Origin of the sequence: Nonomuraea turcica, assembly GCF_030718205.1 — a bacterium.
Taxonomy (GTDB): domain Bacteria; phylum Actinomycetota; class Actinomycetes; order Streptosporangiales; family Streptosporangiaceae; genus Nonomuraea.
In genome coordinates, this window is record NZ_JAUZQF010000004.1 from 512880 (window position 1) to 528834 (window position 15955).

The 15955-nt window shown below is 66.7% G+C and carries 10 protein-coding genes; 5 read left to right on the forward strand and 5 right to left on the reverse strand.

What is annotated here, in order from left to right; genetic code table 11:
• Nucleotides 1-153: 153 nt before the first annotated feature.
• From Q9G87_RS14315 to Q9G87_RS14330, 4 genes are all read left to right on the forward strand, one after another.
• On the forward strand, nucleotides 154-1275 hold the full coding sequence (locus Q9G87_RS14315; RefSeq protein WP_305916799.1) for a trypsin-like serine peptidase: 1122 nt from the start codon (nucleotides 154-156) through the stop codon (nucleotides 1273-1275).
• Nucleotides 1276-1558: 283 nt separating this feature from the next.
• Nucleotides 1559-2704, forward strand: coding sequence for a trypsin-like serine peptidase (locus Q9G87_RS14320; protein ID WP_305916800.1), 1146 nt, complete (start codon nucleotides 1559-1561; stop codon nucleotides 2702-2704).
• Nucleotides 2705-2913: 209 nt separating this feature from the next.
• Nucleotides 2914-4077 (forward strand): trypsin-like serine peptidase, encoded by a 1164-nt coding sequence (locus Q9G87_RS14325; protein ID WP_305916801.1) that lies wholly within the window; start codon nucleotides 2914-2916, stop codon nucleotides 4075-4077.
• A 320-nt stretch (nucleotides 4078-4397) separates the two neighbouring features.
• Complete coding sequence (locus Q9G87_RS14330) at nucleotides 4398-4937, forward strand: hypothetical protein (RefSeq protein WP_305916802.1); 540 nt, start codon at nucleotides 4398-4400, stop codon at nucleotides 4935-4937.
• On the opposite strand, the gene Q9G87_RS14335 is transcribed toward Q9G87_RS14330, so the two are convergent.
• The 4 genes from Q9G87_RS14335 to Q9G87_RS14350 all read right to left on the reverse strand — a co-directional run bounded on the left by Q9G87_RS14335 (nucleotide 4902) and on the right by Q9G87_RS14350 (nucleotide 12346).
• On the reverse strand, nucleotides 4902-6197 hold the full coding sequence (locus tag Q9G87_RS14335) for an ATP-binding protein (protein ID WP_305916803.1): 1296 nt from the start codon (nucleotides 6195-6197) through the stop codon (nucleotides 4902-4904). The genes Q9G87_RS14330 and Q9G87_RS14335 overlap by 36 nt on opposite strands.
• A 351-nt stretch (nucleotides 6198-6548) precedes the next feature.
• Nucleotides 6549-9356 (reverse strand): poly(A) polymerase, encoded by a 2808-nt coding sequence (locus Q9G87_RS14340; protein ID WP_305916823.1) that lies wholly within the window; start codon nucleotides 9354-9356, stop codon nucleotides 6549-6551.
• On the reverse strand, nucleotides 9356-11122 hold the full coding sequence (locus Q9G87_RS14345) for an RNA ligase family protein (RefSeq protein WP_305916804.1): 1767 nt from the start codon (nucleotides 11120-11122) through the stop codon (nucleotides 9356-9358). Before Q9G87_RS14345 ends, Q9G87_RS14340 begins: the two co-directional genes overlap by 1 nt.
• A gap of 285 nt (nucleotides 11123-11407) precedes the next feature.
• On the reverse strand, nucleotides 11408-12346 hold the full coding sequence (locus Q9G87_RS14350) for an AraC family transcriptional regulator (RefSeq protein ID WP_371825769.1): 939 nt from the start codon (nucleotides 12344-12346) through the stop codon (nucleotides 11408-11410).
• Nucleotides 12347-12508: 162 nt separating this feature from the next.
• Here Q9G87_RS14350 and Q9G87_RS14355 point away from each other — a divergent pair, with 162 nt between their 5' ends.
• The gene (locus Q9G87_RS14355) at nucleotides 12509-13072 is read left to right on the forward strand and encodes an NADPH-dependent FMN reductase (protein ID WP_138715002.1); all 564 of its coding nucleotides are present in this window, start codon (nucleotides 12509-12511) and stop codon (nucleotides 13070-13072) included.
• Nucleotides 13073-13418: 346 nt separating this feature from the next.
• Here the strand turns inward: Q9G87_RS14355 and ltrA are convergent, their stop codons facing one another.
• On the reverse strand, nucleotides 13419-15179 hold the full coding sequence (ltrA, locus tag Q9G87_RS14360; protein ID WP_305916805.1) for a group II intron reverse transcriptase/maturase: 1761 nt from the start codon (nucleotides 15177-15179) through the stop codon (nucleotides 13419-13421).
• Nucleotides 15180-15955 lie beyond the last annotated feature (776 nt).

Below are 15955 nucleotides of genomic sequence, written 5' to 3' on the forward strand. Positions count from 1 at the left end.
TCGCTATTTCTATAACGGAATGGAACCGGACCATGCTTTTTCACGTCGTTTCCTGGCCGCCCGCTCGCGCCATTCATTAACGTTCCGATCGTTTTCCTGGCCCACCGGGGCGCAGTACCCCGCTCTGGGCCGCCGAGAACTGAGAGGAGCTCCATGTTTTCCCGAGCAAGGCGCATCGCGATCCCACTGGCCGGCCTCATGGCCATCGGGCTGGCCGCGGGACCCCTCAGCGGCGCCGCGGCGAGCGCGACGGCACCCTCCGACGTGATCTCCAAGAACGCCGCCACCCCCGCCGAGCAGGCGGTCCAGTTCTGGACGCCGGACCGCATCAAGCTGGCCACCGACCACAACGACGGCCTGGACCTGACCTCGAAGGGCGTCAAGGGCAGCAACGACACCCCCGACGGCCCTCCCGGCTCCGTGCCGCCGATCGGCGAGGAGAAGACGAAGGCCAAGAAGAGCAAGCACGTCAACCTGCCGAACACCGTCGGCCGCGTTTTCTTCACGCTGCCGAAGGCCGACCCGCGTAACCCGAAGAACTGGCGTTACTGCTCGGCCAGTTCGGTGCAGAGCAAGTACCGCAACCTCGTGGCGACCTCCGGCCACTGCGTGTACGACACCAGCAAGAACACCTTCTACGACAACTGGATCTTCATTCCGTCGTACTGGGACGGCGACAAGGTCTGGGAGGGCAAGGCGCCCTACGGCATTTACGCCGCCAAGACGTTCAACGCGCACGACGACTTCGTGGTGAAGGAGGACTACGACTTCGACTACGCGTTCGTCAACGTCTACAACGGCATCAAGGTCAAGTGGGAGAAGGTCAACGGCCGGTGGCAGTGGACCGTCAAGAACGCCGGCCGGCTCGGTGACAACGTCGGCGGCCAGGGCTTCACCTGGAACCGGAGCACGAAGCTGAACGTGTTCTCCTTCGGCTACCCGGCAGGCGAGCACCCCGACGGCGACAAGCCGTACACCGGCCGCACGATGAAGTTCTGCTACGGCAAGACCAAGCCGATGCCCGAGGCCAGGAAGTACAACCTGCAGGAGCACATCGGGTTCAAGTGCTCCTTCACCGCCGGAGCCAGCGGCGGACCGTTCCTCTACAACTACAAGAGCGCGTCGCGCACCGGCTACCTCGTCGGCGTGAACAGCGTCGCGTGGGACACCGACGGCAACGACCGCTACGACCACATCTCGTCGCCTTACTTCAACGGCGACACGTACAAGGTCTACAAGGCCGCCGCCAACCGGTGGACCGGCAACATGCCGTGACGAGTTGGCACCCTGGGCCCCGGGTCCCGTACGGGATCCCGGGGCCTTCCCCTTCGCGGTTCCCCGGCCATTCCATGAGCAATTCGAGCTCCGCTCTCACCCCTGCTGACCTGCGGCGACGATCGTCTTTACTGATCATTTGGGGGTATCCTGAGTGGTCCGCTGACGGAGTGCTTATAGTTCACAAGGGACCCTAGATCAGGTAACGAATCTCTATCCGAGCTGCAATACCCTCTGTACATCTGGAAAAATCCACCCTTACGGCCCCAAAGAAAGGTATTCGATGATCTCCCGGGCAAGGCACATGGTGGCGGCTGCGCTGAGCAGCGCGCTGCTGACGCTGCCTGCCTTCACGGGAGTCGCCCACGCGGGGCCCGCCGGCGCCGCGTCCGCGGGGGCCACGTCCGCCGGCGCCGCACCTACCGCCGCTGTCTTCTCCGTCCCGCTGGCCAAGACCGCCGCGGACGTCCAGAGGGTCGCCGACTACTGGAAGCCGGACAGGCTCAAGAAGGCCGACAGCTACAGCCCAGCCACGCCGGGCGCCGCCGCCTCCCCGACCAGCTCCGCCGCCGCGTCCGCCGCCGGCCCCGCCGCGCCGCTCGCCGCGTCCGCCAAGCGCACCTCCGCCGCACAGGCCGCCGCGCCCGCGATGCCGCGCAAGAGCAAGGTCGCCAGCACCATGGGCAAGGTCTACTTCAAGTTCGGCGAGAAGGAATACTGGTGCTCCGCCAGCGCGGTCGCGGCCAAGAACCGCAGCGTGGTCTCCACCGCCGGGCACTGCGCGTACGACCCGCGGCAGGCCAAGCCGGCCGAATACTGGATCTTCGTCCCTAACCCCGGCCCCAATGGCGAGACGCCGGCCGGCATCTACGTGGGCTCGTCGATCAACATGCACGAGGACTGGGCGGGCAAGGGCGACTACGACTTCGACTACGCGTTCGTGACCGTGCACCGCGGCTTCACCTGGGCGGCCAAGAACGGCCAATACGTGATGGAGGACGTGGGCAGGCTCCAGGACAACGCGGGCGGCCTGGGGCTCGAGCTGAACAAGAAGCCGGCCACGTACACGGTGGCCGCGTTCGGCTATCCCGCCGGCGCCCAGCCCGACGGCACCCACCCCTACGACGGCACGAAGCTGCGCGTGTGCCGCGAAGGCCCGACCCGCTGGACCGTGGCCCCCAACCTCGACCTGCAGAAGGGCGTGCAGCTCCAAGCCTGCGACTTCAGCCCCGGCGCGAGCGGCGGCCCCTGGGTGATCGGCTACGACAAGGACCGCAGGATCGGCAGCCTGAACGGCGTCAACAGCCTGACCTGGAACAGGGACGCCAAGGGCCTGTACGACGCTGTGTCGTCCCCGCACTTCGACAGCGCCACGGGCGAGGTCTACCGACGCGCCGCCGCACAGTCCACTCCGGGAAATGTGACCTAAGTCATATGCAACGGCTCGGTCACTGGGCGTGATCAGCCCAGACCTTGATCTCAGAACGGTCACGGCGGACGTTTGGAACGTTTGCCCGCCCGACCGGAAATTCACATGACCAGAGTCAAGGTAGTAAGTTCCCGGCTGACTGTTTGCTCGCGCTTTGCTGAGTTTTGGGGTGCATGAGACGCCTCAGGTCAGCGCAACCTGGAGTTACCTTGAAGCGAATCCTTCTTCCCACCGGTGGTGCCGTTCTGGTCACCGGTCTGCTCGCGGCCGGCCTGACCGGCACCGCGCAGGCCGAGCCTGACGTCGCCCATGACCCCATGGCCCGCAACACGTCCGAAGCCGCCTCCGTCGCCTCCTTCTGGCTGGCGTCGAACGGCGCCGCTCTTCGCGCCGCGACGCAGTACACCTGGGACTCGAACGAGGTGCGGAAGGTCGTCTCCAAGGGCAGCGCCGACCCCGACGGCCGGCCCGGCACCACGGCCCCGACCGGTGAGACGAAGTCCACCGCTCGCGCCCAGAACGTCAACCTGCCGAAGAGCATCGGCAAGGTCTTCTTCGTCGACGCCTCCGGCAAGTTCCGCTGGTGCTCGGCCACCTCCATCCAGTCGAACTACCGCAACCTCGTCGCCACCGCGGGCCACTGCGTGTACGACACGGACAAGGACACGGCGCTCCTGGACAACTGGGTCTTCGTGCCCGGCTACTACAAGGGCAGGGCCCCGTGGGGCATCTACGTGGGCAAGCAGGCCTTCACCCACTACGACTTCGACGTCTATGAGGACTACGACCGCGACTACGCGTTCGTCACCGTCTACAACGGCATCCTCTTCAACGGCGTCAAGCAGGTGGACCGCAGGGACTTCGAGCGCTTCACCGGCCCCAAGCGCCGCTGGGGCGGCCACTACTACATCCTGCTGTCGAAGGACGCAGGGCGCCTCGGCGACAACGTCGGCGGCCAGGGCTTCGCCTGGAACCAGCCCACCGGCAAGGCCGTCCGCGCCTTCGGCTACCCGGCGGCCCCGCAGCTCGACGGCGACAAGCCGTACAGCGGCGTGACGCCGAAGCACTGCTACGGCAAGACCACCGCCAAGATGGTCGGCGCCCCCTGGCTCAAGATCGAGGAGCACATCGGCCTCAAGTGCGCCGTGACCCCCGGTTTCGACGGCGGCTCGTGGCTCCTGAACTACAGCAACGGCAAGCGCCTGGGCTACATCAACGGCGTGACCAGCACCTTCGCCGACCAGGACGGGAACGACCGCGTGGACTACATCACGTCGCCGTACTTCGACGGCGACACGGCTGCGGTGTACAACGCGGCCAAGAACGTGTGGTCCGGCAAGATCGTCGGCCCGAACGGCGAACTGTACAAGTAAGCCCTGCCAGGGGAAAAGGCGAGGGCCCGGCGGCACAGGCCGGGCCCTCGCCTTGGCTTCCCCACTGCAAGGCCTTCCGCCAGGGGGCGCTTCGCGCCTCGGGGAGCTCCAGACCGCGCCTCCCAAGGGGGCTCCGCCCCCTTTCGAACCCCCGAAAAGCACCCACCCGTTGCCCGAGTACCAAGTGGGCTGACGAGAGCCCGCCCTGAGCGGACCTCGCTTCGCTCGGACTGTTCTTATGGGGCTTCGCCTAGGCGAGGGGCTCCGCCCCTCCCGCGCCCCGGGTGCAAGACCTGCTAGTTTACGGGCACGCTAGAAGCATGAACTCGCGACCCCGCTACGCCAGCCATCGCGTATACCTGGTGCCCTCCGACCTCGGGGAACTGATGGGGCTGGCCGCTGGTGTCGTAGAACTGCCGACTTGGTTGGACTGGTCAGAGCAGCGGGTTTACGACTTGTCGGACAGCAGCGACTTGGTTCTGATGTACGAGCGCGTGATCCGCGAAGCGGTCCATTTTGACGACCTACGAACCTACCTGAACCGCGAAACACTGATCCGGATCTGGCCTCGCCTTTACTTGCCGATCGAGGCGCGGCAGGCGTGGGAAACAAGCTTCCCAACGCTGCGATCGATGACGAACTTCCCAAAGGGGGGTGATGTCCGCGCCGATATCGTGGCCGACTCGGGCGGCGAGGAGGCCGTGGCCGAGGCTCGACGGCGCAACCAGGCTTACATTGACGGTTACCGGCCGGCCAAGTGGCGCAAGGCTCTGGGATTGTCGCAAACCGAGGTGGCCGACCGGATGGGCTCGGTGGAAAGACCGTCATCCCCAGATGTCGGAGGCTGGCAGGGCCCATAGCCGGTCGCCAAACGACAGACGCCGCTCTCCGGTATGCAGAACGATCCCACCCACGAACGAGTCACCACACCGCTCGAGACGATCACGCAAGTAGGAGAGCCCACGGAAGTCCTCCTCGCGCGGGGTGGAGCTCGCTTTCACCTCGATGCCGAGCACGCGACCATCCGCAGTTTCGAGCACGATGTCCACTTCCGTACCACCGGACTCACGGAAGTGGAACATCCTGGCCAGAGTGTTGCTCCAAGTGAGCTGCTTGGCGAGTTCGTTGACCACGAAGGTCTCGAACATCGCACCCGCTGCGGGATCTGTAGGACGGCGCAGCGCTGTGGCATCCTTGCCCAACAGCCCGGCCGCGACTCCCGTATCACTCATGTAGAGCTTGGGCCTCTTGACCACCCTGGCCGACAGGTTTCTGCTCCATGCCGGCAAGCGATGCACCAGGAACGTGGTTTCCAGCCATGGCTGGTAAGTGGACGCGGTTACGCGATCCAGGCCCAGCCGATTCGCGACCGTGCTCATCACGAGCTCCCGCGAGGTGGTCGCCGCGAAGAGATGGACCATGTTGAGCAACTCATCGGCTCGGCGTATGTCGGCAGCTACCTGGACCTCTCGTTGCAGAACGGTCCGAACGTATTGCCGGAACCAACGACCGCGAGACCTCCCCGCGAAGCGCTGCACCTCGGGATATCCCCCCGCGCACAGATATTCGAAGTACGTCTGGCGATCTAGGGTGGGCCGGTCGTAGTGGATCAGGGCCGCGGGGTCGCTCAAGGCGCGATCAACAAAATCATCGCTACCACCAGTCAGCTCCCCCATCGAGAGCGGCCACAACGTGAGAAGGTCGACGCGGCCGGCCAGCGTCTCAGCTATGGACGGGACGGTGAGGAAGTTACTGGACCCGGTCAGGAGGAACTGCCCGGGACGGTTGTCGTTGTCCACCACCTCTTTGATTGCCAAGACCAGGGGCTCGCCAACTCGCTGTACCTCGTCGATCGCTAGAGGCGTGCCCAGTTCGCTGAGATACGTGCGGGGATCCCGCTGAGCGGCGTCTCGGTCCTCTCCGCGGTCGAGCGTGACGTACGCGGCACCGAGGCGCCCCGCCAGTTGCCTGGCCAAGGTGGTCTTGCCTGTTTGGCGAGCGCCGTGCACGACCACGACGCGGAACGACGAAAGAGATTCCTCAGCGAGCTCCAGCGCGCGCCTGGGAATCACACCGCGCAACCCGTCCGCCATCAAGCTACCCCACAAATCCTCCGACAAGTCCTCGACATTTAAGTTTAGCTCTATCCCACAATTTCTCAGCCAGGTTCTCAACATTTTCACGGGCGGCTCCGTCCGCTGGCCTCCTGGATCCTGGCCCAGCAGACGACCTCTTCGTCGCCCTCGTACCGACCTGGTCTGCGATCACGGCGGCAATGGAAGCCCTCGGAGGAGCAGCCGCGGACTCGGGCTGGTGCAGGAGCTCCCAGGCGCGTAACGACGACTTTGCTCGCCAGGTCAAGCTTCGCCGAGAGCCGACCAACGCCGAGTTGGAGCACATGAATCAGCTGGTCCAGAGCGTAACCGCCGAGCTCCGCGGCCGGCTGTCCCCCGGCAGATCTCGAGGCCCTGTCAGGAGAGGCTGGGTACCGCGCCCCCTTCGGCCCGCTCGATCGTGACCCCGGACAGCCCTCTTCCCCACGTGCCGGTGATCTCGGTGAGCCGGGCGGCCTCCAGCGGCGTACGCCCCAATACGATGGCGTACCGGGCTGAGCCCGGCCCCGTCTCGAATGGACGTGGCCACGCGTGCACATCTGGCACTCCCGCCTCTTCCAAGGCACAGAGCAGTTCCAGCATGCGGCCCCGGACACGGCCGAGCACCGCGTCGAACTCCTCGGCCCGTTCGGAGCGCACCGTCAGAACAATCCATGCGGCATGGCGGCGGTGGAGGGGAGGTGGCGCGAGCAGTTCGCCGGAACGGCCGTTCTCCGTGAGCTCCCATGCCCGGTAGAGCTCCTGCGTGAGCAGGTCCAGGCCGCCGGCGGAGACCTGGCGCGCGCAGTTACGCATGGGGTGGCTGGGTGTCATCACCGTCATCGGGGCCGGGTCCGCCGAGACGGCGGTGGGCGAGAGGGTGACCGGATCTCGCCAGTTCCATGCGGCCCACGTACTGAAGAAGTGCCCCAGCAGACGGTCAGCGGGCACGTCGCCGCTCTCGCGGACGGTGCGTGCGGCCAGCACCGTCCAGGCCAGACCGGGCAGTCCGCCGAACGGAGCCGAGTCCAGGCCGCGCGCCCTCGCCCATGCCTTCACCTGCCTGGCCAGACGGGCGAAACGGGAGTGCTCGGCGCCGACGGCGGCGCGTATAGCGTCCGCATCGCTGACCGCGCTCATGGCGATCGCAGCCGCCTGGCCCAGCTCGGCCCGGCGGCCCAGTGTCAGCGAAGGGGGGAGCAGCCCGGTGGCGACCACGGTCAGGTCGACGTCCAAGTCGGCCACGCGTAGTCGCAAGCCCGGCACCCTGGCGCCGATCACCTGCCGCAGCAGGGCGGCGTCGGGCAGGGCAGCCCCCACCCGCGCCTCAACCTCCGCCATGTCCGTTTCATCCGGCAGCGCGGCCACCAGGTCCAGGTCCGCCGCCGGGAGTTCGCATCCCATGCCGCGGGATCCGGCGAGGTGCACGACCCCTGGACGCAGCGCATCAGCCAAGCGCCGCGCAACCTGTCCGGCCAAGGCTTCCCGCTGCGCCTGTTCGGGTGTACCGGGCTCGAGCGCCCGCCTCGCCTCCTCGCTCGCGGTCTCATCCAGCCAGCGGACCTCCCCGGTTCCCAGGGAGATCAGGGCACGTGGGCGCATGGGCTCGTCCGCGCGACGGGACAGGACCACCAGGTCACCGACCTGCGCGGTCATCCCCTCGAGCCGGACAGCCAGACCTTGCCGATCTTTGGCTCGGCCCAGCGTCAGGTGCGGAGTGAAACCCTCCGCTCGTCCCTTGCAGCGGGGAAAGCGCCGCTCCAGTGCTTGACGCAGGCGAGTCCAGGGCGCCGGGCCTGCGGCGGCGGGGTCGAGCCAGACGGTCACGTCGCCTCGATGCCGGAAGGTACGCACCCCTTCCAGCCGTACGGTGAACGGCTCGATCTCGGCGGCCGCCGCGGCCAGCAGCGGCGCGGCCGACTCGAAGTCCGACTCCGGTACGAAGCCGAAGACGAGGTTGACATGCGGCGGCCAGCGGTCGAACTGCGGATCGTGCTCCCGGCGAACCTGCTGAATCGGCGGCCACAACTCCTGCGGCGGCACCCAGGCCACGGCCGTACGCGCAGTCGGCGGCACGTCGAGGACCCCGGCGAGGTCAGACGGCGAGAGATCGAGGGCGGCCTCTACCCCGTAGTGATCCGAGATGTACAGCCCTTCCGGTGTCGGTGCGTTGCCTCGCAGGGCGGCCGAGATCACCCGTGGTCGGCCGCGTAGCAGGATGCGGTCCAGCCGCGTTGCCCTCCCGGACAGGGACGAGAGTGCCGCCAGCGGGTTGGCGTGCGGGTCGAAGGTGGGGGTCTGGTCGGATCCGTGGGCTTCCGTCCAGGCGTCCCGGAGCCCGAGCACGGACGCGGGAGCATCCGTACCGTCGTTGAAGTCCCCCACCAAGATCAGGTCGCCTTCGACGCCGGCCAGGCCCTCGGCGAGCTGCGCCATCTCCGCCTGCCGTCTGGCCTGACCGTCGTCGGCATGGTCGCTGGTCAGGTGGGTGACGGCGACCGTGAGCGGACCTTCGGCGGTGTCCACGACGATGGCGGCCACAGCCTTGTACGGCCCGAGCACATGCCAGGCCGCCTCCCGTACGGGCAACCGGCTGAGCAACAACAGCCCACTGGCGTCGACGTCCTCGCCGTCGGGGTCGGTACCGATCGCGTAGCGGGCGCGTACCCACGGGGCGGACAGGAGCATGGACAGCAGCGCGGGCTCGACCTCTTGCAGCGCGATGACGTCCGCGTCGGCCTCCTCCAGGGCAGCCAGCAGCAGGGGCCGGCGGCGGGCGGTGTCGATGCGTTCGCTGTCGTAGCGGTCCCAGAGCGTGTTCCATGTCAGGACCCGCACGACCGTAGTCGCAGCCACCGCGCCACCGGAGCCGGGACGCCAGCCGGCGTCCCAGATGTGCGGCATCCGGGCTGTGAAGAACGGCGCCCGCAGGCGACGCGGCTCCCGAACCCGGCCGGCGTCGCACGTGTCGACACGGTCCAGCCCGCTGGCCCGGTCCCACACCACCTCACCGTCCGCCTCCACGAACAGCACCCGATGCCAGGGGATCTCGCCGCCCGGGACGAACGCGGGCAGCGGGACACGCTTGGGAGCAGCGCCCCGCTGGCCGACCCCCAGGACGAAACGCGAAGGGTCGAACCGCGGATCCCAGCGGACCCGGTGATAGATCTCCTCGCTGGTACGCATCACGCTCCGCCCCGATCCTCGATGGTTCCGGACGCCCCGACGTACCAGGTGCGGTGGACCTGGCCGGGGTACGGCGGGACGAACCGGCGCACCTGCGCCGTGAGCACCTGCGGCGGCACCGGGTGCGCTCGGCGAGCGTTGCGCCGGTGCAGCTCGTCCTCCTCCACCACCATGATGGCGTGCGTCGTCAGCGCGTCGTGGCGGCGCGCCACAGCGTGCACCAGGGAGCGCTGGTGCTGATTGAGCGACGTCGCGTCCCACACCACCGTGCCGCCGGCGGACAGCGCGGCGTCGAGCCGGTCCAGGCCCTCCCCCAGCACCTGCTGATTGGCCCGCTGGTTCGCCCGCGAGCCCCTGGCCTGGCGCAGGTCGTCCAGCGACAGGTACACGTCGATGCCGGGCAGGCTCGCCGCAAACGTGCTCTTTCCGCTGCCCGACGGCCCGACCAGGTGCACCAGCTGGGGGAACCGCCCGGAGCGCCACCGCCAGGTCGCCGCCACGGCCTCATCGACCGTGGCAATGCGCCCCCGCGCATAGGCATCACGCGCCTCAGCCCAGCACCGATCCACCACCTCCGCGCCGAGGCCGTCGAGGGCCTCTCGCAGGCCTGCCCGCAACCTCTCCAACGGCTCCAACGGCTCCGGCCCGAGCAACCCGGCGTCCTCGGCGTGCATCGCCGACCATTCGACCTGCTCACGCGCCTGGTCGTCCGTACCATCCGCGTCGTCCGTACGGCCTACCAGCACGGCCGCCGCGACGGCATGCAGCACTCCCAGATCGGCGGCGGACGCCATCCGTACGAGCCCGGCACGCCGATCCTCATCCGGATACGGCCGATGCAGGCTGGCATGCAGCCCGACCAGGTCCGCGACCCGCCGCGCCAGCGGCATGCCCAGCGGCCCCGCCAACCGAGCCGCCAGCCAGGTACGGGGCATGGCGTGCAGCACGGTGGCCAGCACACCCGCGAGCCGCGCATCTCCGTACCGCCCGATCAGGTCGAGCCTGCCCACCACCTCGGCGTGGGCTGGATCTTCCACACAGATGCCCGCCGCCCCACCTCCGTCCGGGTCCTCGACCGCGATACCCACCGCGGCCAGCAGCTCAGGGACATCGGCATCCGCCCCCGACCGCACCGACCACAGTGCCGAGGCGGACCGTAGGCCATTCGTCACAACGGCGGCGTGCATCCAATGGGTGTCAGTCCGCACGTGCGCCGGACGCACCCACTTGGCCACCCGCCCGCCGAACTCCGCCCGCCCGAACCCGTCAACTGTCCGAACGACGTACCCTTCCTGCCGCTCCGTGTCCAGCCGAAGCGCCCGCAGCACCCGCTCATCGAAGACCCCGCGCCACAACACCGGCGGCGCCGGAACTCCGAGCCCTCGCAGGAAGGCCACCGTACGGTCCCAGTCCTGACAGCGATCCCCCTCCCAAACGGAGAATCCGTAGAACCAGCTTTCCAACTCCTGGTAAGCGATGGAGTGCCGCGCGAACAGGTTCTCCCCGCACACCCGCCACCCCACCGGGATCCTCGCCCCGACCCGCCCCTGCAACTGCTTGACCCATGTCCGGGAAGGATGGTGCCCGGAGTCCAGCGACCGCGCATGCAGACCGTCGGCGTACAGGGTGGTGTTCTCCCCGTCGAGCTTCTCGGTGACCACGATCTCTCGCCCTCGCAGCCCGGACAGGTCACCCGCTCGCACATCGTCCGGTGTCGCGCCAGGCGACCAGGGGAGGTGAGGGGTACGCGGATAGTGCACGCGCATGATCCCTCCCCCGCCGAACGCTTGGTCGCATCACTGTACGAGCGGCCTGGAGGGTCGTTCCATCGAATAATCAGACGGCCTCGGCGTGACGCATCGCCTACTCGCCTGCCTAAGGGCCAGGGGCGAGGTGATCGTCTTGTTTCCGCGCCTTGGGTTCACGTGAACCCAAGGGCGGTGTTCTTCGGCGGCGGTCGTCAGGACTGTTCTGGTGTTATGTGCCCATGACTGCTCCGGCCACCTCCCAAAGGGCGGGAGGTGCCCGGTCTCCCGATCGCAGGGCTGGCGTTACGCCCCTTTCGAGATCGCCGAGTTCTGTCGGCGGTAAGTGCCGGGAGCGGTGCCGAAGTGCCGTTTGAAGGCGGTGGCGAACGCATACTCCGAGCCATAGCCGACCTTCCGCGCCACCGCCTCCAGCGGCTCATCGGACTCGCGGAGCTGCTGAGCCGCCACGTTCATCCGCACCCAGGTGAGATAGCCGAGCGGCGGCCGGCCCACGAGCGAGGTGAAGCGGCGGGCGAACGCGGACCGCGACAACCCCGCCTCCGCGCCGAGGTCGTGAACCGTCCATGACCGGCCAGGGTCGTTGTTGATGCGGCACAGCACGTGGCTGATCACTCGATCGTTCAAGGCCGGCCCCCAGCCGACCCAGGCGCCACGTGACCCGTACCAGGCGCGTAGCGCGAACAGCAGCAGAGCGTCGAGCAACGAGCCGATCACCGACTCTGTTCCTATGCCTGGCTTGTCCAGCTCCCCGCCCAGAAGGTCGATCACATTGCGCAATGGTGGCTCGTGGCCCAACTGGGCCGGAAGGTGAATGATGTCGGGCAGGTCGTTGATGATCGGATGGCAGCGCTTGTCGTCAACGGGGAACATTCCGCTCAGCACCACGGCGGAGATCGGCTGGCCGGAAGGTCCCAGCGAGACCGTCCGCGGTTCGAGCCGGAATTCGTCCCTCCGTGTCAGAGGGACATCTTCCAGCTCCATCCCGGGTCTGTCGGCCAGCCCGTGGCCGTGCCCGTTGGCGAGCAGCACGACATCGCCCACACCCAGCGCGACGGGATCGCCCGCACTGGGAATCAGCGTGCAGGCCCCGCGCAGCACCACATGGAACGTCACGCCTGCGACGGGCTGGAACCGGCCTCCCCACACCGCATGCCCCGTGACGCGAGCAAACCGCGGTCGACCCGAGCGCATGGAATCGATCACTTGACTCAGCACGTCCACCAGCGCAGGCTACCGGAGTCCTTCGCCAGGCGATCAATGAGGACGATGACGTATCCATGGAGGATTCTGACGCATGGATCATCTCGGTGGCTCTCCGTACGCTGGCTGCCGCCGACGTCAGCACGCCGGCCCCGCACGGCACCTTGAACGAAGGGTGATCTCATGATCAAGATTGGTATCATCGTCGCGAGCACCCGCCCCGGACGCGTCGGTGACGCGGTGGGCCGCTGGGTCCTCGACCGCGCGAAGCGGCAGGGCGGTGCGCAGTTCGAGCTGGTGGACCTCAAGGACTACGAGCTGCCGCAACTCGACGAGCCGGTACCCGCGCTGATGGCAGCAGACTACAGCCAGCCGCATACCCGCCGCTGGGCCGAGAAAGTCGACTCGCTGGACGCCTTCGTCTTCGTCACCCCCGAGTACAACCACAGCTTCCCCGGCGTACTGAAGAACGCGCTTGACTTCATCTACCACGAGTGGGGCAACAAGGCGGCGGGCTTCGTCGGATACGGCATGGAGGGCGCGAGCCGGGCTATCCACCACCTGCGCAGCACCATGGCCGCGCTCGGAATCGCTGACGTACGCCACCACGTGGCGCTGCAGATGCACCACGACTTCGTCGACTTCACCGAGCTCAAGCCGCAGGCCCACCAGGACGACGCGGTAAGCGCCATGCTGGAAGACGTCATCGCCTGGGGCCGCGCGCTGAAGCCCCTGCGCGACAGCTGACCACCGACGACCGTTTGGTTCCTTTGATGAGGCCGCATGTCTCCGCCTGTACGTGCTCATCTCGGCAAGTATTGATCTGATTGCAAGCGGCACGAAGCGCCTTCACCATCACCGCAAGCTGAACGACCAGGGTGATAGACCTTCACGTTCCCTGAAATCTCATCAACATCCCAATTGGCCCGAGCGCTAGCGGATAAGCCGGGTCCAGCGGCTTGGGAGGCTGAAGAAGCCCTGCGGGTCGGGTAGCCGGGACCCATTGCTGGATCCCGGCCCCCTAAGAACCGTACGTGCCACTCGCGCGGCATACGGCTCAAGCAAGCCCCGAAGGCTTGCAGGCAGTTTGGAGCTAGGTTTCCATCGCGGGTTCGAGTCGATTCCGACGATGGCAGTAAGCGTGTACGAGACGGTGTGTGAGAGTTTCGTCCGTTGCGACATGCCTTTCGCGCATGACGAATTGCTTGCGCAGTGCCTTCCCGGCGGCAGCGATCCATTGCTCCCACTCACGTGGACTCTGTGGTTCGCGATCGTCGTGAAGGAGCAGATCTCCGCAGAGGGGACAGCGACCGCTTTGTTTCCTGATGAGACTCTGGGTGAGCCTGTTCAGAGGTGGAGGGCCGTTTCTGCGTCGTCTGTTGGCCCAGTAGTCGATGAGGGCGGGGTCATCGGGGGATGCCCCTCCCTTGACCATCTGGTGTCGCACGATTCTCGTCCAAGCGAAGTAGTGGAGATAGGCACCGCTGTCGCGGTCTCCGAACACCCACTTATCCCGTCTGGTCTTGCAGAACTCGCCGAAGTATCGGTTAATGACCCATGTCCTCGGTTTGTTCCGGTGGCCACGTCGGGCCCATCCATAGAGGAGCCTCCAGAGGTAGTGATCCAGCGAGCAGAAGACCTCGCTGGCCACCACCGCCCGGTAGTACGCAGCCCATCCTCGGATAATAGGATTGAGCCGCCATAGCACCTGTACCGCGTTCGATCCCCGCAGGGCTCTTACCTCGGTACGGAGCCGCTCCCGGATCCGCTTCACAGCCGTCTTACTGGGCTTGATCAGGAGTTTGTGGCCATAGCGTCGGATGTTGAAGCCCAGGAAGTCAAAGCCTTCCGTAAGGTGAACGACCTTGGTCTTGTCCTCATTGAGTGCGAGACCTCTGACCGCCAACCATCCCACTAACCGTTTCCTGACCTGGTCCACCTGGTCACGGGTATGACACATGACGACGAAGTCGTCGGCGTACCGCACCAGCACCGGGGATCCCGGCACCGTCTGATCGGGATACCTCCCGACCTTCCGATATTGAACCCCGACTGCCTCCTCCAGCCCGTGCAACGCGACATTCATCAGCAGCGGGCTGATCACCCCGCCCTGAGGAGTTCCCTCCTCGGTTGGGGAAAACCGGCCTTGCTCGACCACTCCCGCTTTGAGCCATTGAGCGATCAGCCCTCGCGCCGGGAAGTCACCCAACTGGTCGAGCAGGAGTCCGTGGTCGATGCGGTCGAACGCCGCCGTCAGGTCTGCATCGAGTATCCATCGACGTTTCGGGGATTTGCCCTTCACCGTCCAAAAGATCGCCGCCACAGCATCCTGACAACTGCGTCCGGGCCGAAAGCCATAGGACTTCGGCTCGAACCGCGCCTCCCACTCTGGTTCCAGAGCGTTCTTCACCCGAGCCTGTAAAGCGCGGTCGCGAAGTACTGGAATCCCGAGTGGACGTTGCTTCCCATTGGCCTTTGGAATATATACACGCTTGGCAGGTCGGGCACGCCAGGGCAGCGGTGACCGATGGGTCTCGGCCACCATTCTCATCTTCGCTTCTGCGGTAAGAGCGAGTTCCCTGTCTACGCCCGCCGTTTTACGCCCCTTGTTTCGCTCCGCAACTTGCCGCACGCTCACGAGCGTGTTGCTCAGACTGCGAAGCATCAACTTTTGCAAGTTCCGGACCTTCTTCAGGTCCCCTGCCTGCGATGCCGTGAAGATCCTCTGCCTCAAACGCCGTACATCCGCCTCGGCCCGCACCCAGTCGATGCCGTGCCAGTCCAGGGCGAGTTCGTCCTCTGGTCCGTTCGCTGTGATCGCCGGGCGCGCGGCCTTGACCGTCGTCTCTGCCATCGCAGCGCCTAACTTGTCCGTCGGTTCCAGCGTCTTTGCATGGGAAGCCATCACAGGCTCACCTGGTCCACGTCAGCCCTCTTTCGAGCCGGGCATCTGCCCGTATCCGGCGAGTTATACGGAGGACGGGGAGACTCCGTCTTGGTTCCGATTTCCTCGTTCCTTTCGGCCACCGGCGTTTGCTTCTTGGACCATCCTGTTCCCGCTGGGGGTTTCGGCCTTCCTCACGGTCGGCTTACCGGATGCGGCACATCCGGACCCCAACGGGGTTTCCACGTTCCGCACGTATGAGCTGCGGCCGGGGAGGGCGCCCCCTCTACCCCAGGGCGGCGGTGTTCTCCCGGCCGGCTGAGTTTCACCGGCCGGCGCCTGGCGCTTCTCAGCGCCCAGCCCTGCACCCCGGTGAAACATCCCATCGACCGAGGCTTAACCTAACGAGGCATCTTCGAGGGTTCACTTGCGTTCGCCCGTCCGGTCTTCTCCTGACCCGTGGCTCCCGGATGGAACGGGAGCCCTTCGGCTTGAGCCCTGAGCTTCGCACCCCGCCGTTACCAGCGGCGCACGTCAGGGTGGAGACAGGCCCTGAACACTGGCCCGGATCACGCCTACGGCATCAGTCGCGCCTCCTATCGGCGTTCTCACTCACAACGGTGAGGTCGGCCCGGAGCGCCCTGCCGATGTCGCCACCGGTGGGTTTCTCCGAGCCGCCTCCCGCACCCGGCGTGCCCCTCTCAGGGCACCGGGCGCTCCACAAGCCCCGCGGGGACTACGTTCGC